This is a genomic window from Microlunatus sp. M237 (assembly GCF_056896895.1).
Genome location: NZ_JBXHBL010000004.1, coordinates 12,897 through 38,679 on the forward strand (window position 1 = coordinate 12,897; position 25,783 = coordinate 38,679).

Consider the following 25,783-nt stretch of genomic DNA (forward strand, 5'->3'; position numbering starts at 1 on the left):
AGCGTCACCAGACAGCCGCCAGGCATCGGCCTGATGTCGAAGCCGTTGTCGAAGTCAAGCCGATCGTCGGACTCGACTGGATGGATCTCCTCCGGGACGGGATAGGTCCTCAGGTCGCGGCGGGTCGGGTTCGGCGGCACCGGCGGTGGCGCGGCTGGGCGGGTACTGCCGGGTTTGACAGTGCGGATCGCTGCCCGAAGAGGCTCACCGACCGGCACCGCCAGCCCACAGGTGGCACAGACCCTGCCCCCGCGGTTCACCCCTTCGCAGGCGCGGCAGCGCCAGATGGGTCCGAGGGGGTTCACCGCGGCGGTCTGCTGGTCAGCTTGCCGACGAGCTTGCCCACCAGTCGGCCCACCGGCTTCGTCGGCGCGGGCCCGTCGCCGCCGGTCAGCCGGAGCCCTTTGCCCCGCAGGGCACCAGACGACGTACCCGCGGGCACGGCCGCCGGGCTCGGCGGGGCGGCAGCAGCGGGGGTGCCTTCGCCGGCCAGCCGTACGCCCATCAGGGTGGAGTGGACCTCGGCGATGGTGGGACGCATGGCCGGGTCGGCCAGCAGCATCGCGTCGATCAGATCCGCCATCGCGGGGACGATGCCCGTCCGGGGAATCCGCAGCACCTCGCCGCTGCGGACCGCCACCGCCGGCTCGTGATAGCGGGCCGCGTCGAACGGCGGCACCGCCCCGGTGAGGAACTCGGTGAAGATGAGCCCGAGGGCGAAGATGTCGGAGGCGACACCCAGCTCCCCGGGCTGAACGCCGGCATCTTGGATGTAGCCGAGCAGCTCAGGGGAGTAGTAGTTGATGGTCCCGACAATCTCTTCGAACGGCGGCGGGTTGCCGGCGATGTAGGAGCTGTCGAAGTCGATCAACTTGCTGGTGTAGCCGAACTCGGTGCGCTTGACCAAGATGTTGCTCGGCTTCAGGTCTCCGTGCACGATGCGCAGGTCGTGCAGGATCTTGAGGCTGTGCGCCACCGACTTCATCAGCACCAGCTGCCAGCGCAGGTCCAGCCCGGCGATGCCGTCAGGACCGAGATCCTCGGCGTCGACCTTCTCCGTCACCTTGTAGTACTTCGCACCCCAGCGGAAGAAGTCCAACGTCACGATCAGGTTGCCGCCGTAGGTCGACAGCGGCGCCAGGGCCTTCTGCATGCCTCGGTGGTGCGCTTCGAACGTTGCGCAGCGGGCCCGCTTCTTCGCCTTCGTCTTCGGGCTCCCGGGCGCCGCGTCGTCGGGATAGGTCGGACTGAGGAACTCCTTGATGAAGAACTGCCGACCGTCTCGCTCGGCGTAGGTCCACTTGCTCAACCCGGCTCCGACGACCTTGAAGTCCTCCAGGATCAGATAGCCGTTGATCACGTCACCGGCTTTCATGGCGTTGCTTCGATCGCGTCCGTCGGGGTGGGGTCCGGATCCCGGCGCAGGCGTCCAGCATCGCCAGTGGGCGGTTCAGCGTCGCCCGTGGGCGGCTCCCCGGCGGGGCCCTCGTCGCCCTGGTCCTTCGGCGGTTCGGCGTCGTCGCCCGGATCCTGCGTCTCGTCGCCGCCGCTGTCCTCATCCTGCGGTCGCGTGGAGTTGTGCAAGTAGTGCTCGTAGCCGGACTTGTAGCGGAGCCAGAGCTGCTCGGTGTCGTGCAGCTGTCGCTGCTTGAGCGCCGCCAGCTCTTCCTCGGCCCGCTGGACCGAGCGCGCCAGGTCGTCGATCGGCGTGGTGAAGTCACGCTCGAGCTCGTCGACTCGCCGCGCATACAGCGACTTCAGCTCGTCCAGGTCGGCCCCGACCGCCATCACCGCCATCGCGGCGTCGTCCCCGGTGACCGCCGCGACCTGGTCCTGGACCGACTGCGACCAGCCGGCCACGTTCCGCGCGGTGGTCAGGGGAGCCAACACGAGGTGCTCGAAGTGCATCGGTGACGGCACGTAGCCGAAGCATCCGTCGGTGGCGCACACCAGCAGAAAGGGTGCCTCCAGCTCGATTCTGCGATAGCTGACATGAAACTCCGTGTCGGCCGACATCGCATTGCTGACCACGGAGTCACGCCGGAGGTTCGTCATGGCGTCGCTCGGGTCGCGGAGGTCATCGGTGGTGAGCTGCCGGGCGCCACCAGGCTCGAACACATAGGCCCGCGAGTCACCGGCCCAGAAGACGTGGCAGAGCCAGGTCGAGCCGCTGCGCTGAGTCCGCTGCAGTGCCAACACCGCCATCGTCGTAGGGAGGGCACGCAGCAGCCGGGAGCGGAGGCCGCTCTTGGGCGCTTTCAGCTCGGCGAGGCGCTCCTGCAACGCCTCCTTGACCGACCGCTGCAGGTCGACCGCTGCGGCCTCGCCCTTGAGGTTCCAGTCCGGCACCAGCAGGTCGAGCATCCGCCGCTCGACCACGTCCCGCGCGATCCTCGACGCCAGGTAGGCGCCGCTGCGGGGACCGTCGGAGGTGTCGTAGACCGTGCCGCCCGCGCCGCCCATGCCGTCGAACACGGCCAGTAGTCCCAGATCGGGGCCGTCGCGCAGGATCGGGTCGGAGTCCTCCCCGTGGTCGGGAACCTTGCCGAGGTTGAACCCGAAGGAGACCGTCGGCCCAGCGGCCGAGACGTTCGTGCCCGGCCGCGATCGTGAGGTCTCACTCACACCGAGTTGCCGATCGAGTCGATGATCGTGCCGTAGTCGACCTCGGACAGGCCACCGCCGGCCTGCGACGGGTTGTGCACGACGTTCTCCCAGACGGCGGAGATGTCGCTCCAGCCGGGTCCGTCCGGCGCGAACAGGATCAGGCGCTTGGAGCTGGATCCCATCCGGCCCTGTTCGTCCTCCCAGACGTCGGTGAGGGCGCTGAAGTCGGCCGGTACCCGCGACGACAGGTCGGCAGGCACGACAGTGGGGTCGAGTGGATGCGCCGGCTGATCGGTCCAGACCACGATGACCTGGCGGCGGCGGTCACCCGTGGTTGTCCACGGCGAGTTGATCGCGAGCGAGATGGCCTCCAGGCCGGACTCCGGCGCGTCACCGCCACCTTGGGCGATGAGCCCGCTGACGAACTCGGAGAAGCCCGTACGCTCCTCAGGCAGGGCGTAGAAGGGAGACTCCTCCAAGGCGGCGTCGCCGTCGGCGACGAGGTCACGGAACGCGATCACCCGGACCCGCAGCTGGGCGACGTTCTTGCCCTTCTCGGTCAGGTTCTTCTGGACATCGTCGTAGAAGCCGAGTGCGTTGGCCTTCACGGCGTCGATGATCGGCGTCATGCTCCCGGTGACGTCGATGCAGAAGACGATGTCGACCGCATAGCTGAGGCCCCGGGGCGCCGCCATGCTCGTCTGGCTGGGTAACGGTACCTTCGGGGCTGCAGGGGCTGCCGCCTCGGTCGGCGCTGCCGGCTCCGCAGCGGCGCTGGCCCCGGGCTCGACGGTGGGGTCGGGCTCGACGGTGGGTTCGGTGCCGGTGTTGTCAGTCATGGGTCTCCTTGAACGTGGCGCCTGGCGATCGGCTCGCGTTCGAGGGCTGTTGCCTGCTTCGCAACAAGGCCTCGACGCGGATACGACAGGCGGGTTTCGCAACCAGACAACGGGTACCCCGAAAGGCCCGCCCGTAACTCCTACGTCTCGTGGCATCCGCCGTCTCACCCGAGACTCGCCCGCCAGCTCAGCCGATGTGGTCCAATGACGCCATGGATGATCTCGTCTCGTTGCATCGCCGGGCAGTCGGGGACTTCGATCGATTCGTCGCTCAGGTGCAGCCATCCGATCTGGGACGACCGACGCCCTGCTCTGAGTGGAGCGTCGCCGATCTGCTGGCGCACTCGATCGGGCAGCATCGCGGATTCACGGCGGCGGTGCGGGACGGCGATGCGGACCGCGATGCCTACCGGCCGGTGCCGTGGAGCCCGTCGGCTTGGGCGAGCTCCGTCGATGCCCTGCTGGCGGCGTTCGCCGAGGCGGACCTGGCGAAGCTGGTGCACCAGGTGGAGCTGAGACCCGGCCAGCCACTGCCGGTCAGTTCGCTGCTGGCGGCGCAGCTGCTCGACAGTGCTGTTCACGCGTGGGATCTCGCCCGGGCCCTGGACGGGGAGTACGTGCCGAACACGGCGGTGGTGGCCACCGTCTCACGGATCGCTTCGCAGATCCCCGACGATGAACAACGGGTGGCCAACGGCCACTTCGCCCATGCCGCGCCGGTTGCGAATGGCACTGACGAATGGGTCCGCGCCTTGGGGCTTCTCGGCCGGGACCACAATCGCGGCGGAGCCTGAGCTCCGCCGCTGTCGCGGTGGTTCGGGCCGCCTGGCAGACGCCTCTCGGCGAGTGGCCGCTCGTAGCGGCGAAAGGGGTGAGGCCCGGGGGTCTTACACCAGACGGCACTAGGTCTAACGCCTCAGACCGGACGATATTCCCCTCCCGTCCGGTCGGATCGGCGTTCTGTCATTCCTTCTGGTGGGAACAGTCTGGCCTAGTGGCTGTCGTGCCCGTCCTGGCCCCCGTCGTCCCCGTGGCCCCCGTCGTCCCCGTGGCCCCCGTGCTCCCCGTGGCCGTCAGCGGGCCGGCCCGGCTCGGTGCCGGGATCCAGCACCAGGAACTGCCCCATCATGCCCTCGTCCTCGTGCAGCAGCAGATGGCAGTGGAACATGTACGGCGAGTTGGGGTCTGAGTAGCGGCCGAATCGCATGATCAGGCGATAGTCGGTCTGTGGCCGCAGATAGACCGTGTCCTTCCAGCCGCGCAGCCGGGCGGGTGGACTCTCGCCGGCGATGTCGAGCACCTGGAGCTGGACGTCGTGGACATGGAAGTTGTGCGGGAACAGGTTCTTGCTGTGGACCTCCCACACCTCGGTGCTCCCGGTGGTGGTGGTGTGGTCGATCCGGTCCATATCCATCGGCCGGCCGTTGATCTCCCGGTTCTCCAGCACGAAGCGGCGCACCGTCGAGGCCTCGCTCGCCTCCATCCGGTCGATCGGGACGAGTCGCTCGGGCACCGCGGCTGAGGGTCGCAGCCGTGCCGCAGCGCGGATCTCCACCACGTCCGCCTCGTCCTGGGCCCCGAAGCTGACCGGCGCCACCACGTCGCCGAGATCGGCGCCGAAGGACCGGAGTCGCACCGTCTCACCCGGCTCGAGCGACACCACGACCTCGGCGCGCTCGCCCGGCGACAGCGGCACCCGGTCCAGTTCCAGCGGCGCCTCCAGCAGCCCGCCATCGGTGCCGATGAGCTGCAGCGATCGGCCGTTGTCCAGCCCGAAGTTGTAGGACCGCGCCGTCGAACCGTTGAGCAGCCGCAGACGTAGCATCTGGGTGGTCGCCTCGAAGAAGGCACCGCTGGTGCCGTTGACCGTGAGCAGATCGCCCAGCAGACCGATCTCGTTCCCGTTGTCGTCGAAGTCCAGCTGCCCGTCTTCGTCGAGCCGCTTGTCCTGGACGATGAGCGGGATGTCGTCAACGCCGTAGGTCTGGGGCAACGGCAGCTCCGCCACCTGGTCGTCGTCGAGGATGAACATGCCGGCGAGTCCGCGGTAGACGTGCTCCCCGGTGCTGCCATGCGGATGCGGGTGATACCAGAGGGAGGCGGCGGGCTGGTCGATGGTCCACGACGGCCGCCAGGTGGCGCCGGACTCGACGGGCTGGTGCGGGCCGCCGTCGGCCTCTGCAGGCAGCCGCATGCCGTGCCAGTGAACCGACGTCGTCTCGGCGAGGCCGTTGGTGACCTCCACCCGCACCTGCTCCCCCCGGCGGGCCCGCAGCGTCGGCCCCAGGTGGTCCCCGTTGAACCCCCAGGTCGCGGTCTTCGTATCCGGCAGATAGGAGTGCTGGCCCGCCTGAGCCCGGAGCTGGAAGACCCGGGTGCCGTCGGGGTCGACCCGGGACTGCGCCAAGGGCGGGATGGCGAGCTCGGTGGGAGAGGTCGGGCGGAACTCGCGCCGCGGGCCGTCACGGCGGCAGGCGGTGACGAGCGGAGCCACGGTGAGCAGGGCCGCACCGATGACGAAGGAGCGGCGGTTGAAGGTCGAGGTGGTCACGATTCGACGCTAGGCAGCGGCGGCGCCGGAAGAATCGTCTCCGAGGCGACGCCTGGTGCGAGTCCGTACGCCGCGAGGAGACCTCAGTCCCAGGGTGGTGCTCATGGTTGTCCCGACCGTCGCCTGCCGACGTACTGCCCGTGGGCGCGCCGGAACCAGCATGCTGTGGTCATGGGAGCTGACAACCCGATGGGGGCGCCGGACCTGACCACCGCCACCGAGCGCGCGGTTCATGGGGACGTGACGCTGCCTGAGCTACGCGCGTTCGTGGACGCCTGGGCTGAGCATCGCCTGGGCAGCTCGATCGCCGAGGTCCGCTTCCGCGCCGGCCGTATCGACGCCGTCTGGGGTGTGCAGTTGTGCGATGGCCGGGCCGTGGTCATCAAGGCCCACCGGACGCCGGTCGACCTGGCTGCGATCGAGGCCAGTGCCGACGCCCAGCGCGTTCTGGCGGCCGCAGGCTTTCCCTGCCCGGTCCCGCTGGCAGGACCCGACGAGGTGGACGGCCGCGTCCTCACTGCGGAGACCTTGATCACCGGGTCACCGCCCGATGGTCGCGACCCCGAGATCCGCCGACTGCTCGCCGAGGGTCTCGTCAGGCACGTCGACCTCTTGCGCAGCCGACCCGATCTGGTTTCCCGGACGGGTGCCGGACCGTCGTGGTGTCGATATCGGGACGGGCCGTGGCCGGTGCCGCACGACACGCTCGTCGACTTCCGATCGCCGCTGGCCGGCTTCGAGTGGATCGACGCGTTCGGACAGCGGGCCGCCGACCAGATCCTCGCCCACCGTGGGGCCGACGAGGTCGTCGTGGGTCACGCTGACTGGTACGCCGGGAACACGGCCGTGGCCGGCGGTCGCCTGGTGGGAGTCTTCGACTGGGAGCTGGTGGCCGACACCGAAGCGGTGCTGGCCGGCTTTGCGGCGTCGTGTTATGCCTCGAGTGCCACGGGCGGAGGCGGGTTGTCGAGTCCGCACGAGGTAGCCGCGTTCCTGCGGGACTACGAGCAACTGCGGCGACGCCCACTCACCGACCGCGAACGTCGGGCCGCTGCCGGGGCGGCCGCCTGGATCCTCGCCTTCAACGCCCGGTGGCAGGCAGCGCTGATCGTGCACGGAGCGGAGGACGAGGCCACCATCACCTTGGTGCAGCACCACCAGGAGGACTATCTGGCGCTGGCGTGGTCCTAGCCTGCGGGGTGGGCGCAACGCAGTCGGAAAGCCCCAGTCGTCGAAGCGAGGAATGTCGTTCGATCTCGACACCTGTCGAAAGGACTTGACCTTGATCCGGCATCAACCCCGCATCCTGATGCGGCACCCCGCGCTGGGCGGGGAGCAGATCAGTGAAGGCGGAGAATCGTGCGCTTGATCGAAGAGTCGCCCGCGACACGGGCGACGAGCGTCGGTGCTGGGACCCGGGAGGAAGGGTCAGGATGATCATGCACTTTGTTGGTGACACGGCCACCCTCGCGGGACGGTCGATGAAGCATGTCACGCGGAGCCCGGACACCATCATCACGACGGCGATCATGCCGATCGCGATCATGCTGTTGTTCGTCTATGTGCTCGGCGGTGCGGTCGACACCGGCTCGGACCCCGGTTCGGGTGACTACATCGACTATGTGCTGCCGGGCATCCTGCTGATCACGATCGCCATGGGCGTCTCCTACACGGCGTACCGGCTCTTCATCGACCTGCAGGCAGGGATCTTCGACCGGTTCCACTCGATGCCGATCGCCCGCTCGGCAGCGCTGTGGGCGCATGTGCTGACCTCGCTCGCGGCCAACCTCGTCTCGGTCGTGCTGGTGATCGGCGTCGCGCTGGCGATGGGATTCCGTACGGGCGCAGGCGTGGCGGGCTGGCTCGCTGTCACAGGCATCGTGTTGCTGTTCATCCTGGCGCTGACCTGGCTCGCGGTGGTCGCCGGGTTGTCGGCGAAGTCGGTGGAGGGCGCGAGTGTCTTCTCCTACCCGCTGATCTTCTTGCCCTTCATCAGCTCCGCGTTCGTACCCACCGAGTCCATGCCGGGCCCGGTGCGCTGGTTCGCCGAACATCAGCCGGCGACGTCGATCGTCAACTCGATCCGCGATCTGTTCGGCCAGCGGCCGGTCAGCAGTGACATCTGGATCGCCCTCGCCTGGTGCGTCGGCATCTTCGTGATCGCGTACGTCTTCGCGATGATCGTCTATCGCCGGAAGGTGAGCTGAGGCAGGGTGAATGCCATGCTTACGATCAGTCAGCTCGCGGCCTATGCCGGGGTGACGGTGGCGACCGTCCGCCACTACCACAAGATCGGTTTGCTGCCCGAGCCTGAGCGGGACCGCTCGGGATACCGCAGCTATGACGCTGCCGCGGTGGTCCGGCTGATCCGGATCCACGCCCTGGCCAGCGCCGCCGTGCCGCTGGCGCAGGTGGAGCACCTTCTCGATGCGGATCCGGCGGAGTTCGCCGAGGGTGTTCGGCAGATCGACGAACGGCTGCGCGCCGATGTTCGCCGGCTGCAGGAGGCCCGCAAGCGACTCGGCCGGCTCGCAGCTGGTGATCAGATGGCGCTCCCGGCGAGCGTGGTCAGCTATCTGGACCGCGTGCGTGGGCTCGGCGTCGGGGAACCGTATCTCGAGATGGAGCGGAACGCCTGGATCATGGTCGCCGCCCAGGTACCCGACCAGATCGAAGCCATCATCGCCCAGAAGCACTCCGATCTGGACGACCCCGACATGGTCCGCCTCTACGTCCTGCTGAGCGACGGACTTCACTGGTCGGCCGACGACCCGCGGATCGATGAGGCCGCCGACATCCTGGACCGGATCGTGACGCGCGCCGGGGAGGCCGGCGGCGCAGCTCAGGTCGGGTTCGACGACCGCTTCGTCGACCTGTTGGACGCGACCATGGCCGAGTCCGCGCCCGCCGCGCGGCGACTGCTCACGCTGTTGCAGGAGCGGGGTTGGAAGGGCTGGACCCGCTTCGAGCGGGTGCCGGCCGACAACCACCACCCATAGCCCTGAAGAGCTCTTCACCAGCGGTGCCGCCAGTGGCCCCGCCTGGTCACCCGCGGCGCGGCGCGGCGTCCGTGCTGTGCCCTGCCCTGGCGGGCTCAACCGCCCGCACGAACTCACCAAGGAAGTAGCCATGACTGACAACCCGATCGACATCATCGACCTACGCAAATCCTTCGGCTCCGTCACCGCGCTCGACGGCCTGAACCTCACCGTCCACCCGGGCGAAGTCGCCGGCTTCCTCGGTCCGAACGGAGCGGGCAAGTCGACCGCCATTCGGGCCCTGTTGGGATTGCAGCGCACCGATTCCGGCACCGCTCGGCTCTTCGGCGGCGACGCGTGGCGCGATGCTGTCGCCCTGCACCGCCGGCTCGCCTACGTCCCCGGCGACGTGAGCCTGTGGCCCAACCTCACCGGTGGGGAGGCGATCGACTATCTCACCCGGCTGCATCCTCGGTCGGCCGACGTCGCACGACATCAGGCGCGTCGGGTCGACCTGCTCGAACGCTTCGACCTCGACCCGACGAAGAAGGCGCGGACGTACTCGAAGGGCAACCGTCAGAAGGTGGCGCTCGTGGCCGCGTTCCTGACCGACCCCGAGCTCTACATCTTCGATGAGCCCACCTCCGGACTGGACCCGTTGATGGAGGCCGTCTTCACCGAGCAGGTGCAGCAGGTGAAGGACGCGGGCAAGGCGGTACTGCTGTCCTCCCACATCCTCAGCGAGGTCGAGAAGCTCTGCGACTCGGTCACCATCATCCGCAGCGGTCGCACTGTCGAGTCCGGCACGATCAGCGAGCTGCGACACTTGACCCGTACGGCCGTCAGCGCGGTGGTGGCGCAGGAACCCACGGCTCTGGCCGCCGTCGCCGGAGTCCATCACCTCACCGTCTCGACGGGGGCAGCCGGCACCCGGGTCGAGTTCTCGGTCGACAACACCGCCATCAGCGATGTTCTGAGCGCACTCGCCCGGTTCGACGTACGCGCCCTCACGGCCACACCGCCCTCGCTCGAGGAGTTGTTCCTGCGGCACTACGGTGATGCCCCGGGCGCTCCAGGCGGGCGTGAGCAGGTTGCGGCGGTGTCGCGGTGACGGGGACGGGATATCTGCTGCGCTTCCTGTTTCGGCGCGACTGGCTTCGGCTGGCCCTGTGGGTGGTATCCCTCGGGGTGTTCTGCGTCTACTACGTGACAGCGACGAGCGCGATCTACCCGACAGCAGCGGACCGCCAGAACCGCGCCGCATCACTGTCGAACCCGGGCGGCACCTTTCTCAGTGGCCCGGGCTACGGCCTGGAGGACTATTCGGCCGGTGCGATGTTCGCCAACGAAATGACCATCTGGCTGATGGTGCTGCTGGGGGTCATGAACATCCTTCAGATCACCCGCAACACCCGCACCGAGGAAGCCAGCGGCCGGGCAGAGCTGGTCAGCGCGCTGCCGGTCGGGCGACATGCAGCGCAGGTGGCGGCTTTCCTGCTGGTCGTGATCGCGGATGCGGCCTTTGCCCTGTTGAGCAGCGTGCTCCTGATCGCTGCCGGGCTGGGTGTTCTCGACACAGTCGCCATGACGGCCGGGCTGGCAGCGACCGCGCTGGTGTTCGCGGGAGTCGCCACAGTGACCTGCCAGCTCACGGTGCACGGACGAGGGGCGTCCGGGCTGGCCCTGGCCGCACTCGGCGCCGCCTTGATGATCCGCGGAATCGGGGACGTCGCGCGGCCGCACGGCAGCTGGCTCTCCTGGCTGTCGCCGCTCGCCTGGCCCCAGCAGCTGAGGGCCTACGTCGACCTGCGGATCTCACCGCTCGCGCTCAGCGTGCTCGCGATCATCGTCGCCCTCGCGCTGGGCGCCTTCCTCGCCTCGCGCCGTGACCTCGGCGGCGCGGTCCTGCACGAACGTCCCGGCCGCGCCGTCGCCGCGCCGACCCTGGCCAGTCCGTTAGCCCTCGCCCTCCGATCGCAACGTTCGGCCCTGGTGTGGTGGCTCGTCGGCTGCGTGGCGATGTTCGGGCTCACCGGTCTGTTCGTCGGCCAGGGCTTCGGCGATGTCCTCGACGCCATCGCCGATCAGAACGACCTCACCGCCGCGATCTTCGGCGACGATCCACTGGCGGCGTTCTTGGGCCTGATGATGCTGCACAACGCACTGGCTGTCGCTGTCTACACGATTGCCACCGCCCTGCGGATCAAACCCGAGGAGGACGAGGGGCGGCTGGGACTGAGCCTGTCGCAGCCGGTACCGAGGGTCACCCTGTTGCTCTCTCATCTGGCGGTCGTCGCGCTGGGAGCGTTCGTCTTGATCTTCCTCGGCGGCGCTGTCGCACTGTGGCTCGGAACCTTCATATCCGGCGGAGACGTCAGCTTCATCACCCTGCTCACCAGCGCCGGGGCGTTCGCGGTCGCGATCGCCGTGATGCTCGCGTTCACCGCCGCGGTCTACGCCTGGATGCCGCGCGCGACCTCGCTCGCCTGGGCCCTGTTCGCGGCGGTCGTCATCGAGACCTTCTTCGGGGGACTGTTGAAGCTGCCCGACGCGCTCAGAGCGATCTCACCCTTCTGGTGGCTCGGCGACTATCCCAGCACGCCGCTCGACCCGTCGCACCTGATCGGTCTCGGCACGGCAGCGCTCGCCTTGATCGCCGCCGCCGCCGTCGGCTTCCGCCGCCGTGACCTGTCCGCCGGCTGAGGGGCAGAAGGCTCCGCTACTCCGGTGCGATGCCGGCCCGGTAGGCGATCACCACGAGCTGGGCGCGGTCACGCGCGCCCAGCTTGCCGAGGAGCCTGCTGACGTACGTCCGAGCGGTCTCCGGACTGATGAACAGGGCGCGGCCGATCTCGGCGTTGGACAGACCCTTGGCCACCTCGGCCAGCACCTCAAGCTCGCGGCCGGTCAGGGTCTCGAGCCGGGGGTCGGGGCGCGGACTGGCCGACGTCTGCGCCAGCCGGGTCATCACCTGGCGGGCCACCGTGGGCGCCAGTGTCGCCTCACCACGCGCCGCCCCGCGTACTGCTCGCCGCAGCTCGTCCGGACCGCTGTCCTTGAGGAGATAGCCCGTCGCGCCGGCCCGGATGGCCTCGAGGACGTCGTCGTCGGCGTCGAACATGGTCAGGATCAGCACCGGGATCTTGGCCAGCAGCGGGTCTGCCCGGATCGCGCGCGTCGCCTCGATGCCGCCCATGATCGGCATCTTGAGGTCCATCAGGAACACGTCGGGCCGCAGCTCCCGGCCGAGACTGAGTGCCTGGCGGCCGTTCTCGGCCTCGCCCACGACCTCGATCTCCTCGTGGTCGTGCAACAGCGACCGCAGCCCGGCGCGGAGCAGCCCTTGGTCGTCGACCAACAGGACCCGTGTCACGACGGTGTCCTCAGCGGCAGGCGGCAGCGTACGGTCCAGCCACGCGGGCCGCCGTCGACGTCGAGCTCCCCGCCGAGGGCGGCGACCCGCTCCCGCATACCGGCCAGGCCATGACCCGGGGGTCTGCCGGTGGGCGTCTCGCCCGGGGGTATATCGGTGGGCGTCTCGCCCGGGGGTGTACCGGTGGGCGTCTCGCCCGGGGGTATATCGGTGGGCGTCTCGCCCGGGGGTATATCCGTGGGCGTAGCGGCGTGGCCGTTGTCATGCACCACGATCTGCAACGCCTCGTCACCGTCGCGCCGCAGCTCGACGCTGATCATCGAGGCGGCCGAGTGCTTCAACGTGTTGGTGACGGCCTCCTGCACAATCCGAACGGCGGTGCTGGCGACCTCCGGCGATGGGGCCAGACTGCTGTCGATCTCCAGGCGGACGTCGTAGCCGGCCGACAGCGGTGCCTCGAGGATGTGCTGGACGTCATGCAGTGACGGCGCCGGGGTTGTGGTGCCGTTCGGTTCCCGGAGCAGGGCCACCGTGGAACGAAGCTGCTTCATCGAGTCCGACACCGAGCTGCGTACCTGGCTCAGCGCGTCGTCGAGGGCACGGTGGCCCGGCGCGACGGCCTCCCGTGCGATGCCGGCATAAACCGAGGCCGCGGCCAGCGAGTGACCGATGGAGTCATGCAGGTCGCGGGCGATCTCCAGCCGCTGCTCCCGCGCCCGCAGGTCGGCGTCGGTCCTGGCCTGGTCGGCCATCGCCCGGGCGAGCTCTTCGCGCCGGCGGACGAGGTCGCGACGGGTGGCGAGGCTGTGCCCGAGCAGGATCACGCTCGCCGCCAGCGAGGCGTGCATGACCAGCTCATAGCCCACCACGTAGCCGGGATCCTGCCCCTTCAGCACCCGCCAGCCGGTCGAGAACCCCAAGACGCCGGCGGCGGTGACGCAGGCGGCGACGACCCGGCCGGCCTCGGCCGCCGAGAACAGGGCCGCCGCGATCGGGACGGCGACGCCGATCGGGGGAAACCCCGCCACGTAGTAGGAGAAGAAGCCCACCACGGTGAGCGCCAACACCAGCAGCGGGTGTTGCCGCCGGATCAGCATCAACGCTCCCAGGCCGACCGCCCATCCGTACGCGACCGGCGGCGCAGGGCCGGCGCTGTCCTCGGCCGTGGCGACGACCCCGGCCAGCGTCACCGTCACGCCGATGAGCAGCAGCACGTCCACGACGCGGGGCTCGGGGGCTGCGGCCAGGGGTCTCACGAGCGCCACTCTAGGCGCGATCGTCGGGCCAGGTGAGCGCTCAGGCGCGTCGTCACTGTCGCCTGGCGACGTAGTCCGGCCGTGCCTCGGCTGACCAGGGGCGGTCAGCGTCGGGAGGGGAGTACGCCGCTCGCGGGCGGCAGGTTTCCTGGCCAACTGTCAGGGGGACGTGGCACGATCACGACCACACGCCTGGTGGACGGAGATTCGATGAGCACGCCCGAGCGGTCCGCGGCGCACGCGGCCGACAGTCATGACCTGATCCGGGTCCGCGGCGCACGGGTGAACAACCTGCGCGACGTCAGTGTCGAGATCCCCAAGCGGCGGCTCACCGTATTCACCGGCATCTCCGGCTCAGGCAAGAGCTCACTGGTCTTCGGCACGATCGCGGCGGAGTCGCAGCGGATGATCAACGAGACCTACAGCGCCTTCGTCCAGGGCTTCATGCCGACCTTGGCCCGTCCCGATGTCGACCTCCTCGACGGCCTGACGACAGCGATCATCGTCGATCAGGAACGGATGGGCAGCGACCCCCGCTCCACGGTCGGGACGGCGACCGATGCCAACGCCATGCTGCGGATCCTGTTCAGCCGGCTCGGCCAGCCCTACATCGGATCCTCCCAGGCGTTCTCCTTCAACGTCGCCTCGATCTCCGGCGCCGGCGCCGTCACGCTGGAGAAGGGCGGCCGCACCACCAAGGAACGACGGAGCTTCAGCATCACCGGCGGCATGTGCCCCCGCTGCGAGGGCCGCGGCGCAGTGAACGACATCGATCTCACTCAGCTTTACGACGACACCCTGTCGCTGAACGAGGGTGCGCTCACCATCCCGGGCTACAGCATGGAGGGCTGGTACGGCCGGATCTTCCGGGGCTGCGGCTATTTCGATCCGGACAAGCCGATCCGCAACTACACCAAGCGCGAGCTCGACGACCTGCTCCACAAGGAGCCGACCAAGATCAAGATCGATGGCATCAACCTGACCTACCAGGGCCTGATTCCGCAGATCCAGAAGTCCTACCTGTCCAAGGACGTGGACGCCCTCCAGCCCCACATCCGCGCGTTCGTCGAGCGCGCCGTCACCTTCACCACCTGTCCCGAGTGCGGCGGCACCAGGCTGAGCGCGGCGGCCCGCTCGTCCAAGATCAACGGCAAGAACATCGCCGACCTGTGCGCCATGCAGATCAGCGACTTGGCGGCGTGGATCGGTGAGCTGAGTGAGCCTTCGGTGGCGCCGCTGCTGGAAGCACTGCGCGAGACGCTCGACTCCTTCGTCGGTATCGGCCTCGGCTATCTCTCGCTGGACCGCCCGGCGGGAACCCTCTCCGGTGGCGAGTCCCAACGCACGAAGATGATCCGTCACCTCGGTTCCTCCCTGACCGATGTGACGTACGTGTTCGATGAGCCAACCATCGGACTGCACCCGCACGACATCGCCCGGATGAACGAGCTGTTGCTCCAGCTGCGCGACAAGGGCAACACCGTGCTGGTGGTGGAGCACAAGCCCGAGATGATCGCGATCGCCGATCACGTCATCGACCTCGGCCCGAAGGCCGGAACCGAGGGTGGCCAGATCATGTACGAGGGGACCGTCGAAGGGCTGCGGTCGAGCGACACGATCACCGGGCGCCACCTCGACGACCGGGCCACGCTGAAGACGGTGGTTCGCAGCGCGACGGGTGCCTTGGAGGTCCGCGGCGCGAGCACCCACAACCTGTTGGACGTCGACGTCGACATTCCGCTCGGAGTTCTGGTCGTCCTCACCGGCGTTGCAGGCTCGGGCAAGAGCTCGCTGATCCGTGGTTCGGTGTCCGGGCGGGACGGCGTCGTGACTGTCGACCAGGCCGCGATCCGTGGCTCGCGGCGGAGCAACCCCGCCACCTACACCGGGCTGCTGGAGCCCATCCGCAAGGCCTTCGCCAAGGCGAACGGGGTCAAGCCGGCTCTGTTCAGCGCCAACTCGGAGGGGGCTTGTCCGAACTGCAACGGCGCCGGAGTGATCTACACCGACCTCGGCATGATGGCCGGCGTGGCCGCCCCCTGCGAGGTGTGCGAGGGCAGGCGGTTCGACGCGTCGGTGCTGGAATACCGCTTCGGGGGCTCGGACATCAGCGAAGTGCTGGCGATGCCTGTCGCCGAGGCGGAGCAGTTCTTCGCCGACGGGGACGCGAAGCTGCCGGCCGCGCACAAGATCGTGAGTCGGCTCGCCGACGTCGGTCTCGGATATCTCACCCTCGGTCAGCCCCTCACCACGCTGTCCGGTGGCGAACGTCAGCGGATCAAGCTGGCGAGCCATCTCGGCGACAAGGGTGGCGTCATCGTCTTGGACGAACCGACCACCGGTCTGCATCTCGCCGACGTGGACAACCTGCTGGGGATGCTGGACCGCTTGGTGGACTCCGGCAAGTCGATCGTGGTCATCGAGCACCACCAGGCAGTGATGGCCCACGCCGACTGGATCATCGACCTCGGCCCGGGTGCCGGTCGCGACGGCGGCCGAGTCGTCTTCGAGGGGACGCCGGCCGAGCTGGTTGAAACCCGGCCCACCCTCACCGGCGAGCACCTCGCGGCCTACGTCGGGTCCTGACGACCTGGTGGGCGAGTCGAGCCGGGTCGGACTGCCTTGACGCGAAACGCCCGGGTCCGACGGCGTACGTCGCCGCCGGATCCAGGCGTTCCGCTTCCCCCGAGGCGGAACACACGTTCCCCCGAACTACGTTTCGCCTCATCGAGACCGGTCGGCACGACGGCGGAGACCGGCCCCACCTCCCGCAACGATCGAGGGACCCGATCGGTGCCAGTGATGCCGGGTGGCTCGCCCACCTCTGCGGGCGAGCTGCTCGGCAGCCGGCGCGTGAGCTGAGATCTTGCTGAGCTTCTGGTCGATCTCACCCGCGGATCGCACCAGCCGGGTATCTTAGAACAAGTTCACGGCCTCCTGAACCCCCGAGCAGGTGGCCGTGAACTTTTTTGTTTGCCCGCCGACAGCCGCCGGGCTGCCACGATTGACGACGTGCAGATCCCCGAGGCGTTCCGCGCCATGCCGCGGTGGTGGTCGGATGAGCCGGGCCGGGCCTGGCTGTCGCGACTGTCTGAGCTGGTGGCTGAGCAGTGCCGCCGCTGGGACCTCGTCGTCGACGGATCGCCCTGGCACGGGTCCAATGCCTTGGTGCTGCCGGTGCGCCGTGGTCCCACCCCACTGGCACTGCGAATGTCGCCACCCGAGGACGACCTGAGTGCCGAGGTCGGCGCGCTCCGGTTCTGGGCCGGTCGCGGAACCGTCCGGCTGGTCGACGTCGACCTGGACCGGTCGGCCACCCTGTTGGAGCGCCTCGACGGCGCGCGTTCCCTGCGGACGCTGCCGTTGGACGAGGCGGCGCCGATCCTGGCTGCGATCATGGTGGCGTTGGCGATTCCGGCGCCCGCCGACGTGCTGAGTACTGGCGAGATCGCCGCGGCCGGCGCCGCGAGGTTCTCCGCCGACTGGCAGCGTCTCGGCCGCCCGACCACGCGGGCAGTGCTGCACGCGGCCGTCCAGGCTGCGGACCGGCTCAGCCAAGGACACGGCAACGAAGCGGTCAACGGCGATCTCCACCACGACCAGGTCCTCGCCGGCACCCGAGCTCCGTGGCTGGTCGTCGACCCCGTCCTGCTCCGCGGCGACATGGAATATGACCTGGCCCGCATCCTGTGGTCACGCCTCGACGAGATGGCGACCGACGGCGACGTCCGGCGCCACGTCGACCTGATCGTCCAGCGAGCGGAGCTGCCCGCCGACCGGGCCCGGGACTGGGTGGTGGCCCGGTCGATGGCCTACCTGCTCTGGGGCCTCGACCACGGACTGACCAGCGACCCGGCCCGGTGTCAGCGGTTGCTGGCCATCTTCGCCTAGGACCGGCCGGCCGGTCGTGGCCCTCACTTGCTGAAGCCGGCGGTCAGGCCGCTGAGCAGCTGCCGGCGCCCGATGATGTAGAGGACCAGGATCGGCAGCGTGGTCAGCACCACAGAGGCCAGCACGGCCGGCACGTTGACGCTGTATTGGCCCTGGAACGACCACAGCGCCAACGGCAGGGTGCGCTTCTCCGGACTCTGAGTCAGGATCAGTGGCAGCAGGAACCCGTTCCAGATCCCCAGCCCGTTGTAGATCGTCACGGTCACCAGGGCCGGCCGGGTCAGGGGGAAGGCCAGGTGCCACAAGGTCTGCCAGTCGCTCGCGCCGTCGGTGCGCATCGACTCGAAGAGCTCCTTCGGCACGTCGCGGATGAAGTTCGACAACACCAGCACCGACAACGGGATGGCGAAGGCGATCGACGGCAGGATGATCGCGCCCAGGGTGTCGTAGAGGCCGAGCTTGATGATGATCAGGTACACCGGGATGATCGTCGCCTGGAGCGGGATGGCCAGGCCCAGCAGGAACAGGGAGTTGATGCCCTTCAGCACCCAGCCGGTGCCGCGCACGATGGCGAACGAGGCCAGGAAGGAGATCAGCACCGCCGGCACGATGGCGCCAACGGTGACGATCACACTGTTGAGGAAGTAGCGCGGGAAGTCTGACTGAATCACGAGCAGATAGCTGTTCGTGGTGGGTTCCGCGCTCGGCACCAGCGGGTTGGTGACGAAATAGCTGGACTGGGTCTTGAAGCTGGTGATGACGATCCAGTAGATCGGCACCAGCACGATCGCCAGCCACACCCACCCGAGTGCGCCGCCCAGCCAGTTGGGCCTGCCGGTGCTGTGCAGCCTCGTCGGCTGCTCCTTTCCGCGGCTTTTCGTGCGCCCCGCGGCGGTGGTCACTGTCGCCATCTCAGGCCCCTTCCAGCTGGCTGTCGGTCGTGCTGCCGCCGATGCGGCGGAGCAGGAGAGCGAGGCCGAGCCCGATGAGAATCAAGATGACCGCGATAGCGCTGGCCGGCCCCATCAGGTTGGCCTGGAACCCTCGCTTGTACATGTCCAAGGCGAGCACGCGGGTGGCGTCGCCGGGTCCGCCCTCGGTCAGCACGAAGATCAGGTCGAAGAAGGTCAGCGACCCCACAACCATCAAGGTGGACGAGGTGACGATGGTGTTCTTCAACTGCGGCAGCGTGATGCTGAGGAACTGTCGTGCCCGGCCGGCGCCGTCGATCAGTGCCGCTTCGTACATCGTGGTCGGGATCTGTCGGACGGCGCCCTGATAGATCAGCGAGTGGAACGGGATGAACTGCCAGGAGATCACGAAGATGATGACGCCGAGAGCAAGGTTCGGTCGACCCAGCCAGTCCTGGGACAACAGTGGGAGCTTCAACCCCGCTCCGAGACCGAAGTTGGGATCCAGCAGCGCCTTGTAGGTGATGGCGATCGCCGCCGAGCTGAGCAGCAGCGGGATGAAGTACAGCACCGCGAGGATCTCGCGGTAGCGCTGATGGCCGGCGAGGAAGGTTCCGATCAGGATGCTCATCGGCGTCTGAACCAGCCAGCTGAGCGCCATGACCAAGAAGGTGACCCACAGAGCGTGGGGCAGGCCCGGGTCGGTGAGCACCGCCCGCCAGCTGTCGAAGCCAGCCGGTCGGATCTCGCCGAGCCCGGACCACTCGGTGAAGGACAGCACCAACACGCCCAACAGCGGGACCACGCCGAAGCCGACGAAGAAGATCAGCGCCGGCAGCGCCATCCAGGTGAGCGACTTGGCCCGGCCGCCGCCGCCACCCGCAGCCCGGGTGGCGGCCGGCGACTCGACGGCGGCCGAAGCCAGCGCGGTCACTTACCGATGACCTTGTTCATGCTGTCGACCCACTCCTGGGGCGTGATCGAGAGCTGGAACAGCTTCGCGATGTTGTCCAGCAGCGTCTCGGCCGCAGTCGGGGACAGTGCCTGGTCCCACGACTGGACGAAGGTCTTCGCCTTGCTCGACACGTCGTAGTTGAACTTGAGGAACTCGGTGTCCTCGCCGGAGAACAGGGAGTCGGACCCCTTGACGACCGGGACGCTGCCGTTGGAGACCCAGGACTTGACCTCGGTGTCGTCCAGCACCGAGGTGGCGAAGAACTTCTTGGCGGTCTCCTTCTCCGCGTCGGAGGCCTTCGAGGAGATCGAGAGGTACTGCCCGGGGTTGCCGACCGTGCTGGTCGGATCGCCCTTGCCTCCCTCGACCCCCGGGAAGTTCATGTAGCCGAGGTTTCCGCCGCTGACGAAGTCGCCGCCGTCAGCCTTCATGCTGCCGTACGTCCAGGCGCCGTGGACCATCATGGCCGCCTTGCCGGTGTAGAGCAGTGCCTGGTCGGCGTTGGAGTCGGCGGTGATGGAGGAGAAGCCCTTGATGAAGCCCTTGGCCTTGACCAGGTCCTGCACCTTGGTCAGCGTGTCGATCACGGCCGGGTCGGACCAGGCGTTCGCCTCGCCGGCGAAGACGTTCTGGAACACCTCCGAGCCGGCGGTGCGATCCAGCAGGAACTCCAGCCACATCATGTTGGTCCACCGCGACTGCCCACCGAGGGAGAACGGCGCGATGCCCGCGTCGTTGAACCGCGGCACCAGGCTCATGATCTCGCCCCACGACTGCGGAGGCTCGGCGCCGATCTTCTCGAAGGCCTTCTTGTTGTAGTAGAAGATGATCGGCGCCACCGTCTCGGCCGGCATCGCGTAGATCTTGCCGTCGACAGTCGCTGCTTCGAACGACGACGGGAAGAGCTTGTCCTTGAGTGCGGTGTTCTCCGCGAAGAACGAGGTGAGGTCCTCGACCTGGTCGTTCTTCACATACTCCTTGAGTCCGCCGCCGCCCCAGCCCCAGATGATGGTCGGGCCCTGACCTGCGCCGATCGCGGTCTTGATCTTCGTCTTGTACGCGTCGTTCTGGAACTCGGTGTGCTTGATGGTGGTGCTCGGGTTGGCTTCGTTGAAGCGCTTGACCGTCGCCTCTCGGATGCCCTGCTGCGGCTGACCGGTGAGGAACCAGTAGCTGGCGGCACCGCCGCCGGCTGCGCTCGCTTCGCCGCCGGCGTCGTTGCCCGCTGCACCCGTCTGGGTGGGGGTCTTCCCACCACCGCAAGCGGTGAGGGCTGCCGTCGCCGATGCGCCGAGCGCGAGGCCGAGGAACGCGCGGCGTGAGGTCAGATTGAGGTCCACGTTGATCTCCGTTGCTAGACGGGGTCTTCCCCCGGGGTCCGATGGGCTGACGCGGCCGCCGGGCGTCGATGCCAGCGGGCTAGATGTTTCGTCGGTGACCGCCCGGCGTTAACGTAACTTTCGGACAGTTGTGGTGTCAACCATACGCTGAGGGCCGAGACCTAACCGTGTCCAAGTGGGCCTGGCGGCGGTGGAACTTCGACGATACGCTCTCGAACCGGCACGAAACTTTCGTTACAGATGAGGTCAGTGTTCAGCCCAAGCGCAACGGCCTAACCGCAGCCGAATCTCGGGAAATGGGCAGCGACAAAACCTCCTGGCTGCGTAAAGTTTGATATCGGCGTTCGGGGATGTCTCGATCCGCTGTGTGCTCCGCAGTTCCCATCGAAGGCGAGGAAGGACCCCGTGCCGACCGAGGAAGGACCGACGACGCTCGCTACCGTGGCGGCGTCTGCCGGCGTGTCCGTGGCGACGGTGTCGAAGGTGCTGAACGGGCGCGCCGATGTCGGACCCGCCACCCGCGCCCGAGTGCTCACCTTGCTTGAACAGCACGACTACGTCGAACGCCGGGCCGACCCCCCGGGTCGACCGGTGACCGATCAGCGCATCGTCGAGCTCGTGTTCCACGGGTCGCTGTCCACCTACTCGGTGGAGATTCAGCTCGGCGTGCTGGATGCTGCCACCGAGCTCGGGGTCGGGGTCGCGGTCAGCGTCCGCCCGCGCCGGCAGCGCAATGCCGGCTCGAAGCGGGCTGCTGCCTGGGTCGCCCGGCTGGCTGACCTCGGACGCGTGGCGGTGATCGACGTGGTCGACGACGTCCGGCAGGGCGACCTGGGGGCGTTCTCACGCTCTCGGCTGCCGCTTGTGGTGATCGACCCGCTCAACCTGCCGCGGCGCCAGATCACCAGCGTCGGCGCGACGAACTTCGCCGGCGGTCTCGCCGCCACACAGCACCTGCTCGGGCACGGCCACCGGCGGATCGCCTACATCGGCGGTGACGTCGCCTCGGCCTACAACCAGGCCCGGCTGCACGGCTATCGCGCCGCCATGGACGCCCAGGGCGTGCAGGTCCCGGACGTGTACGTTCACAGCGGCGGGCCGCACTACGACGACGGGGTGGCCCAAGGGGCAGCGCTGCTCGACCTGGCGGAGCGGCCCACCGCGGTCTTCGCCGCCACTGATGAGATCGCGGCCGGGGTGATCGAGGCCGCCCGTACCCGCGGGCTGCGGGTGCCGGAGGACCTCAGTGTCGTCGGGTTCGACGACACCGAGGTGGCCCGGCTGCTGTCCCCGCCGCTGACCACCGTGCGTCAGCCGCTGCGCGAGATGGGCCGGGTGGCCCTGCGCACCGCGATTCGGCTGGCCACCGGCGAGCGGCTCGACTCCCACCACGTCGAGCTGGCCACCGAGCTCGTCGTCCGCAGCTCGACAGCGCCGCCGCCATGATCACCCGCATCGACGCCACCGCGGCGACCACCAGCACTTGCTTCTCCCGTGACCACCGGCCCGTGGTCACGGTGGATCCCGGCGAGCGGCTGGTGGTCGAGTCGCTGGACGCCTCGGGCCATCTGGAGCGTCAGACGTACGCCGGTGAGGTGCGACCCAAGATGCACCCCAACGCCGCCGGGCACTGCCTGACCGGGCCGATTGCGGTCCGCGGTGCCCGAGCCGGCGACACGCTTGCGGTGCACCTGAGCGGGATGCGGCCGGGGCCGTGGGGTTGGACCGTGGCCGGCGCCGCCGACACCCCGGTCACCCGGCGGCTCGGCCTGGCGGGAGGCACGCCGTCGTGGTTGCTGTGGGAGCTCGACGCCGACGCGGGTACGGCCACGGCCGACCGCGGGTTCGTCCGGTCACTGGCCCCGTTCCTCGGTGTGATCGGTGTGGCCCCAGCCGCTGCCGGCGAGCACTCCACCATCCCGCCGCGGGCGGCGACCGGTGGCAACATCGACTGCCGCGAGCTGACCGCCGGCTCGACCCTGTTCCTGCCGGTGGCCGTCGACGACGCTCTGGTCTATCTGGGCGATGGACACGCCGCGCAGGGCGACGGCGAGGTCGGCGGCACGGCGATCGAGTGCCCGATGACCACCGAGCTGGTCCTGGATCTGGTCCAGGACGCCGTGCTGCCCGGGATACACGCCGAGACGGCGGCCGGCCGGATCACCTTCGGGTTCGACCCCGATCTCGACGTCGCGATGGGTGACGCCCTGGACGCGATGGTGATCTGGCTGCAGCGGCTGCACGACCTCGACAAGGCGACGGCGTTGGCGCTGGCCAGCACTTGTGTCGACCTGCGCATCACCCAGGTGGCCAACAAGACCTGGGGCGTCCACGCGGTGCTGCCGCCCGGCGCGGTGCGCTGACTCAGGCTGCTCAGCGGAGCGCTGACTCGGGCCGGCTCGACCCACTTCGGCTTCGGCTGGACAACCGTCGCGGGCTGGGCTGGGTCGGACCCGAAAGGCTCTGCCGCTGAGCGTGAGGCCGGCGCGGACGCCCCCCATCCGCCGCCGGTGGACAGCCCTAGCCAAGCGCCGCTCTTTGCGTGTAGACGTTGGACCAGGACGGCGTCGTTTCGGGCGCCCTCTCCCCGGCCCTGGCGGCCACGACATGACGGAGGACGAGCATGAGCGAGAGCACTGTCGACCCGAACGACCAGTCGAACGAAGGACTGACCGACGGCGATGCGCAGGGCGTACCCGGCATCCACGATGGCGGCGCTGACGGTGGGGCTGACAGCGGCGCCGAAGGTCCGGCCGACGGCGGTGCGGAGGGCGTACCGGGAACCCACGACGGCGGCGCGGATGGCGGTGCTGACGGCGGGGCGGATGGCGGTGCCGATGGCGGTGCCGACGGCGGAGCCAGTGGTCTCTAGTCCGTGACCGGCACTACCAAAGTTGACGGAGCGCCCGGGCCGGTGCCCGGGCGTTCCGAGTTCACCCGCCCTGGCCACTCGTCGCCGGCGGTGCCACGACTGATCGGAGTCGATCCCGCGGAGTTCGCCCGCCGGCACTGGGGCGCGCAGCCGTTGCTGACGCGCGCCGCCGACCTGCCGGCGGGCTTCGACGACCTGCTGGACGAGGCCGCGGTCGATGAGCTGGTGTCCCAGCGCGGACTGCGTACGCCGTTTCTCCGCGTCGCGAAGGCCGGCAGCACGCTTCCCACCGGCGCGTTCACCGCCGGCGGCGGCGTCGGTGCCGGCGTGAGCGACCAGGTCAGCGACGACAAGCTGGTGACGTTGTTCGCCGACGGCGCGACGCTGGTCCTGCAGGGACTGCACAGATTGTGGCCGCCGATCCTCGAGTTCTGCCAGCAGCTCGCGGCCGAGCTCGGCCACCCGGTGCAGGCCAACGCCTACGTCACGCCGCCGCAGAACAAAGGGTTCAGCGACCACTACGACGTACACGACGTGTTCGTGCTGCAGATCGCCGGCGAGAAGGAGTGGTCCATCCACGCCCCGGTGCACGCGTCACCGCTACGGGACCAGCCCTGGAGCGAGCGCCGGGTGGCCGTCGAGCGGGCAGCTGCCGAGCCGCCGATGCTGCAGACGGTTCTCCGGCCGGGCGACTGCCTCTATCTGCCTCGCGGCTATCTCCACGCAGCGACCGCGCTCGGCGGGGTCAGTACCCACCTGACGATCGGGGTGCACAGCTGGACCCGGCACGCACTGGGGGAGCAGCTGCTGCAGGCCGCACTGGAGCGGGCAGCCGAGGACCCGGCGGTCCGGGGCTCTCTTCGGTTCGGGCTGTCGGCCACGGATCCGGACCAGACGCGCGACGACGTGGAGGTCGTCCGCGCCCACCTGCTCGACGCCCTCCAGCAGATTGACGCGGCGGAGATCTCCGCCCGGCTGACCGCTGCCGTGCGACTGAGCCAGCGCGCGGCGCCGGTGGGACCGCTGCGGCAGCTGGCGGCCGTCGAGGCGCTCGAGCCACACAGCGTGCTCCGGCTCCGGGACCACCTCGAGGCGACCCTCGACAAAGGCGTCGACGGCAGCTGGTGCGTGCACAGCCGTGCAGGCGAGCTGCGGCTGAGTGCGGACGAGCTGGCCGGGGCGCAACGGATCCTGGGGACCGGCCGAGCCACCGCCGCTGAGCTCGGCATGGATCTCGCCGCCCGACTCCTGCGGTTCGCGCTGGCCGTGGTTGCGGAGTGACCGGGGACCGACCGGGCGCCTTTCGCTGCAGCGTCGCCGCGGCGGAGCGTGGGGACCCCCAGCTCGGCACTGCAGCGCCCGGGCGTCGCTGGCTGTTGGTCGAGCACCCGGGACCGTGGGGCTTCGCCGCGCTGGCGGAGTCGGGGATCGACCCGACTGTGCTCCAGGCGATCACCAGCGCAGCCCAGCAGGCAGGAGCGCGGGTGCTGATGATCCGTCGTCCTGGCCGGCAACGCCCGACGTCGAGCCGGCGGTGGGCGGTGGTGTCCTACGACGACGGCACCGTCTGGGGCAGTTGGTCGGCCGACCACGAGCTGCTCGATGCGGTCAGCGAACTCCGAACCCCGTCACCGGCGGGGACGCCCGAGCCGATCCTGCTGGTCTGCGCCCACGGCGTGCACGACACCTGCTGCGCGGTCCGGGGCCGCCCCCTAGCAGCCGCGCTGCAGGCGGAGTGGCCCGAGCTCACCTGGGAGTGCAGTCACGTCGGCGGCGATCGGTTCGCCCCCAACGTGGTGCTGCTACCAGACGGTGCGTACTACGGTGGCGTAGCGGTGGTGGACGCCGTCGACCACGTCCGGCGTCATCTCGCCGGCGCCGTGGTGACTGAGCACCTGCGAGGGCTGAGCGTGATGGCGGCCCCGGCCCAGGCGGCCGCGGTGGCGGCGCTGGCCCGGTTCGGTCCGGCCGGAGTCCGCCAGGTGGAGGCTCTCGACGTCCGACGCGTCGACCAGCAGACCTGGTCCGTGCGCCTGCGTGGTCACCGACCGCTGCCCTCAGAGATCGAGGCTACGGTTCACGCTGCCCCGCAGGCAGCGGCGATGCTGACCTGCCGGGCGGTCGCGCCGTCTCGCGCCTTGGTCTATTCGGTGGAGTCTCTCCAAATTGTTCGACAGTGATGTGAAACCAGCATTAGAGTGACATGACAA

22 protein-coding genes are annotated in these 25,783 nt (G+C 69.0%); 13 read left to right on the top strand and 9 right to left on the bottom strand.

Annotated features, from left to right (window positions below):
• Positions 1-301: 301 nt before the first annotated feature.
• Genes AC1XX3_RS15875 through AC1XX3_RS15885 form a run of 3 tightly spaced genes read right to left on the bottom strand, consistent with a single transcriptional unit; the run spans position 302 to position 3,446 of the window.
• Entirely contained in the window at positions 302-1,375 is a 1,074-nt protein-coding gene (locus tag AC1XX3_RS15875) for a protein kinase domain-containing protein (protein WP_483322142.1), read from the bottom strand.
• A complete protein-coding gene (locus tag AC1XX3_RS15880) occupies positions 1,372-2,625 on the bottom strand; it encodes a PP2C family protein-serine/threonine phosphatase (RefSeq protein ID WP_483322143.1) in 1,254 nt (417 codons plus the stop codon). Before AC1XX3_RS15880 ends, AC1XX3_RS15875 begins: the two co-directional genes overlap by 4 nt.
• On the bottom strand, positions 2,622-3,446 hold the full coding sequence (locus tag AC1XX3_RS15885; RefSeq protein ID WP_483322144.1) for a vWA domain-containing protein: 825 nt from the start codon (positions 3,444-3,446) through the stop codon (positions 2,622-2,624). Before AC1XX3_RS15885 ends, AC1XX3_RS15880 begins: the two co-directional genes overlap by 4 nt.
• A gap of 212 nt (positions 3,447-3,658) precedes the next feature.
• On the opposite strand from AC1XX3_RS15885, the gene AC1XX3_RS15890 reads away from it, so the two are divergent.
• The gene (locus AC1XX3_RS15890; RefSeq protein ID WP_483322145.1) at positions 3,659-4,240 is read left to right on the top strand and encodes a TIGR03086 family metal-binding protein; all 582 of its coding nucleotides are present in this window, start codon (positions 3,659-3,661) and stop codon (positions 4,238-4,240) included.
• A 197-nt stretch (positions 4,241-4,437) separates the two neighbouring features.
• On the opposite strand, the gene AC1XX3_RS15895 is transcribed toward AC1XX3_RS15890, so the two are convergent.
• Positions 4,438-5,997 (bottom strand): multicopper oxidase family protein, encoded by a 1,560-nt coding sequence (locus AC1XX3_RS15895; RefSeq protein WP_483322146.1) that lies wholly within the window; start codon positions 5,995-5,997, stop codon positions 4,438-4,440.
• A gap of 171 nt (positions 5,998-6,168) precedes the next feature.
• Between AC1XX3_RS15895 and AC1XX3_RS15900 the strand changes: the two genes are divergently transcribed.
• The 5 genes from AC1XX3_RS15900 to AC1XX3_RS15920 all read left to right on the top strand — a co-directional run bounded on the left by AC1XX3_RS15900 (position 6,169) and on the right by AC1XX3_RS15920 (position 11,678).
• A complete protein-coding gene (locus tag AC1XX3_RS15900) occupies positions 6,169-7,188 on the top strand; it encodes a protein kinase family protein (RefSeq protein WP_483322147.1) in 1,020 nt (339 codons plus the stop codon).
• Between the two features lie 248 nt (positions 7,189-7,436).
• Positions 7,437-8,204 (top strand): ABC transporter permease, encoded by a 768-nt coding sequence (locus tag AC1XX3_RS15905; protein WP_483322148.1) that lies wholly within the window; start codon positions 7,437-7,439, stop codon positions 8,202-8,204.
• Between the two features lie 15 nt (positions 8,205-8,219).
• Entirely contained in the window at positions 8,220-8,996 is a 777-nt protein-coding gene (locus tag AC1XX3_RS15910) for a MerR family transcriptional regulator (RefSeq protein WP_483322149.1), read from the top strand.
• 130 nt (positions 8,997-9,126) lie between these two features.
• Positions 9,127-10,086, top strand: a complete 960-nt coding sequence (locus tag AC1XX3_RS15915) for an ABC transporter ATP-binding protein (protein WP_483322150.1) — start codon at positions 9,127-9,129, stop codon at positions 10,084-10,086.
• Positions 10,083-11,678, top strand: coding sequence for an ABC transporter permease (locus tag AC1XX3_RS15920; RefSeq protein WP_483322151.1), 1,596 nt, complete (start codon positions 10,083-10,085; stop codon positions 11,676-11,678). Before AC1XX3_RS15915 ends, AC1XX3_RS15920 begins: the two co-directional genes overlap by 4 nt.
• Positions 11,679-11,694: 16 nt before the next feature.
• On the opposite strand, the gene AC1XX3_RS15925 is transcribed toward AC1XX3_RS15920, so the two are convergent.
• Together AC1XX3_RS15925 and AC1XX3_RS15930 are read right to left on the bottom strand one after the other, a co-directional pair.
• A complete protein-coding gene (locus AC1XX3_RS15925) occupies positions 11,695-12,348 on the bottom strand; it encodes a response regulator (RefSeq protein WP_483322152.1) in 654 nt (217 codons plus the stop codon).
• Positions 12,345-13,604, bottom strand: a complete 1,260-nt coding sequence (locus tag AC1XX3_RS15930) for a sensor histidine kinase (RefSeq protein ID WP_483322153.1) — start codon at positions 13,602-13,604, stop codon at positions 12,345-12,347. Before AC1XX3_RS15930 ends, AC1XX3_RS15925 begins: the two co-directional genes overlap by 4 nt.
• Before the next feature lie 210 nt (positions 13,605-13,814).
• Between AC1XX3_RS15930 and AC1XX3_RS15935 the strand changes: the two genes are divergently transcribed.
• Together AC1XX3_RS15935 and AC1XX3_RS15940 are read left to right on the top strand one after the other, a co-directional pair.
• Positions 13,815-16,190, top strand: a complete 2,376-nt coding sequence (locus AC1XX3_RS15935; RefSeq protein WP_483322154.1) for an ATP-binding cassette domain-containing protein — start codon at positions 13,815-13,817, stop codon at positions 16,188-16,190.
• A 426-nt stretch (positions 16,191-16,616) separates the two neighbouring features.
• A complete protein-coding gene (locus AC1XX3_RS15940) occupies positions 16,617-17,495 on the top strand; it encodes an aminoglycoside phosphotransferase family protein (RefSeq protein WP_483322155.1) in 879 nt (292 codons plus the stop codon).
• A gap of 23 nt (positions 17,496-17,518) precedes the next feature.
• On the opposite strand, the gene AC1XX3_RS15945 is transcribed toward AC1XX3_RS15940, so the two are convergent.
• The 3 genes from AC1XX3_RS15945 to AC1XX3_RS15955 are packed head-to-tail and all read right to left on the bottom strand — an operon-like array spanning position 17,519 to position 20,701.
• Entirely contained in the window at positions 17,519-18,406 is an 888-nt protein-coding gene (locus AC1XX3_RS15945) for a carbohydrate ABC transporter permease (protein WP_483322156.1), read from the bottom strand.
• 1 nt (position 18,407) lies between these two features.
• A complete protein-coding gene (locus AC1XX3_RS15950; RefSeq protein WP_483322157.1) occupies positions 18,408-19,340 on the bottom strand; it encodes a carbohydrate ABC transporter permease in 933 nt (310 codons plus the stop codon).
• Positions 19,337-20,701: an extracellular solute-binding protein gene (locus AC1XX3_RS15955; protein WP_483322158.1), complete on the bottom strand. Its 1,365-nt coding sequence runs from the start codon at positions 20,699-20,701 to the stop codon at positions 19,337-19,339. The genes AC1XX3_RS15950 and AC1XX3_RS15955 overlap by 4 nt, the downstream gene beginning before the upstream one ends.
• Before the next feature lie 405 nt (positions 20,702-21,106).
• On the opposite strand from AC1XX3_RS15955, the gene AC1XX3_RS15960 reads away from it, so the two are divergent.
• The 5 genes from AC1XX3_RS15960 (at position 21,107) to AC1XX3_RS15980 (ending at position 25,753) form a co-directional block, all read left to right on the top strand.
• Positions 21,107-22,147 carry a LacI family DNA-binding transcriptional regulator gene (locus AC1XX3_RS15960; protein WP_483322159.1) on the top strand — a complete coding sequence of 347 codons (1,041 nt, stop codon included), beginning with the start codon at positions 21,107-21,109 and terminating at the stop codon, positions 22,145-22,147.
• On the top strand, positions 22,144-23,064 hold the full coding sequence (locus AC1XX3_RS15965; RefSeq protein WP_483322160.1) for an acetamidase/formamidase family protein: 921 nt from the start codon (positions 22,144-22,146) through the stop codon (positions 23,062-23,064). The genes AC1XX3_RS15960 and AC1XX3_RS15965 overlap by 4 nt, the downstream gene beginning before the upstream one ends.
• Positions 23,065-23,324: 260 nt before the next feature.
• Positions 23,325-23,573, top strand: a complete 249-nt coding sequence (locus AC1XX3_RS15970) for a hypothetical protein (protein WP_483322161.1) — start codon at positions 23,325-23,327, stop codon at positions 23,571-23,573.
• 3 nt (positions 23,574-23,576) lie between these two features.
• On the top strand, positions 23,577-24,854 hold the full coding sequence (locus AC1XX3_RS15975) for a cupin domain-containing protein (protein ID WP_483322162.1): 1,278 nt from the start codon (positions 23,577-23,579) through the stop codon (positions 24,852-24,854).
• A complete protein-coding gene (locus tag AC1XX3_RS15980) occupies positions 24,851-25,753 on the top strand; it encodes a sucrase ferredoxin (RefSeq protein ID WP_483322163.1) in 903 nt (300 codons plus the stop codon). Before AC1XX3_RS15975 ends, AC1XX3_RS15980 begins: the two co-directional genes overlap by 4 nt.
• Positions 25,754-25,783: the final 30 nt, after the last annotated feature.

Bases quoted from the DNA above. Each gene is read 5' to 3' on its own strand.
- AC1XX3_RS15945 (WP_483322156.1), bottom strand. From the start codon at position 18,406: ATGGCGACAGTGACCACCGCCGCGGGGCGCACGAAAAGCCGCGGAAAG.
- AC1XX3_RS15900 (WP_483322147.1), top strand. From the start codon at position 6,169: ATGGGAGCTGACAACCCGATGGGGGCGCCGGACCTGACCACCGCCACC.
- AC1XX3_RS15910 (WP_483322149.1), top strand. From the start codon at position 8,220: ATGCTTACGATCAGTCAGCTCGCGGCCTATGCCGGGGTGACGGTGGCG.
- AC1XX3_RS15885 (WP_483322144.1), bottom strand. From the start codon at position 3,446: ATGACTGACAACACCGGCACCGAACCCACCGTCGAGCCCGACCCCACC.
- AC1XX3_RS15935 (WP_483322154.1), top strand. From the start codon at position 13,815: ATGAGCACGCCCGAGCGGTCCGCGGCGCACGCGGCCGACAGTCATGAC.
- AC1XX3_RS15890 (WP_483322145.1), top strand. From the start codon at position 3,659: ATGGATGATCTCGTCTCGTTGCATCGCCGGGCAGTCGGGGACTTCGAT.
- AC1XX3_RS15970 (WP_483322161.1), top strand. From the start codon at position 23,325: ATGAGCGAGAGCACTGTCGACCCGAACGACCAGTCGAACGAAGGACTG.
- AC1XX3_RS15965 (WP_483322160.1), top strand. From the start codon at position 22,144: ATGATCACCCGCATCGACGCCACCGCGGCGACCACCAGCACTTGCTTC.
- AC1XX3_RS15915 (WP_483322150.1), top strand. From the start codon at position 9,127: ATGACTGACAACCCGATCGACATCATCGACCTACGCAAATCCTTCGGC.
- AC1XX3_RS15905 (WP_483322148.1), top strand. From the start codon at position 7,437: ATGCACTTTGTTGGTGACACGGCCACCCTCGCGGGACGGTCGATGAAG.
- AC1XX3_RS15875 (WP_483322142.1), bottom strand. From the start codon at position 1,375: ATGAAAGCCGGTGACGTGATCAACGGCTATCTGATCCTGGAGGACTTC.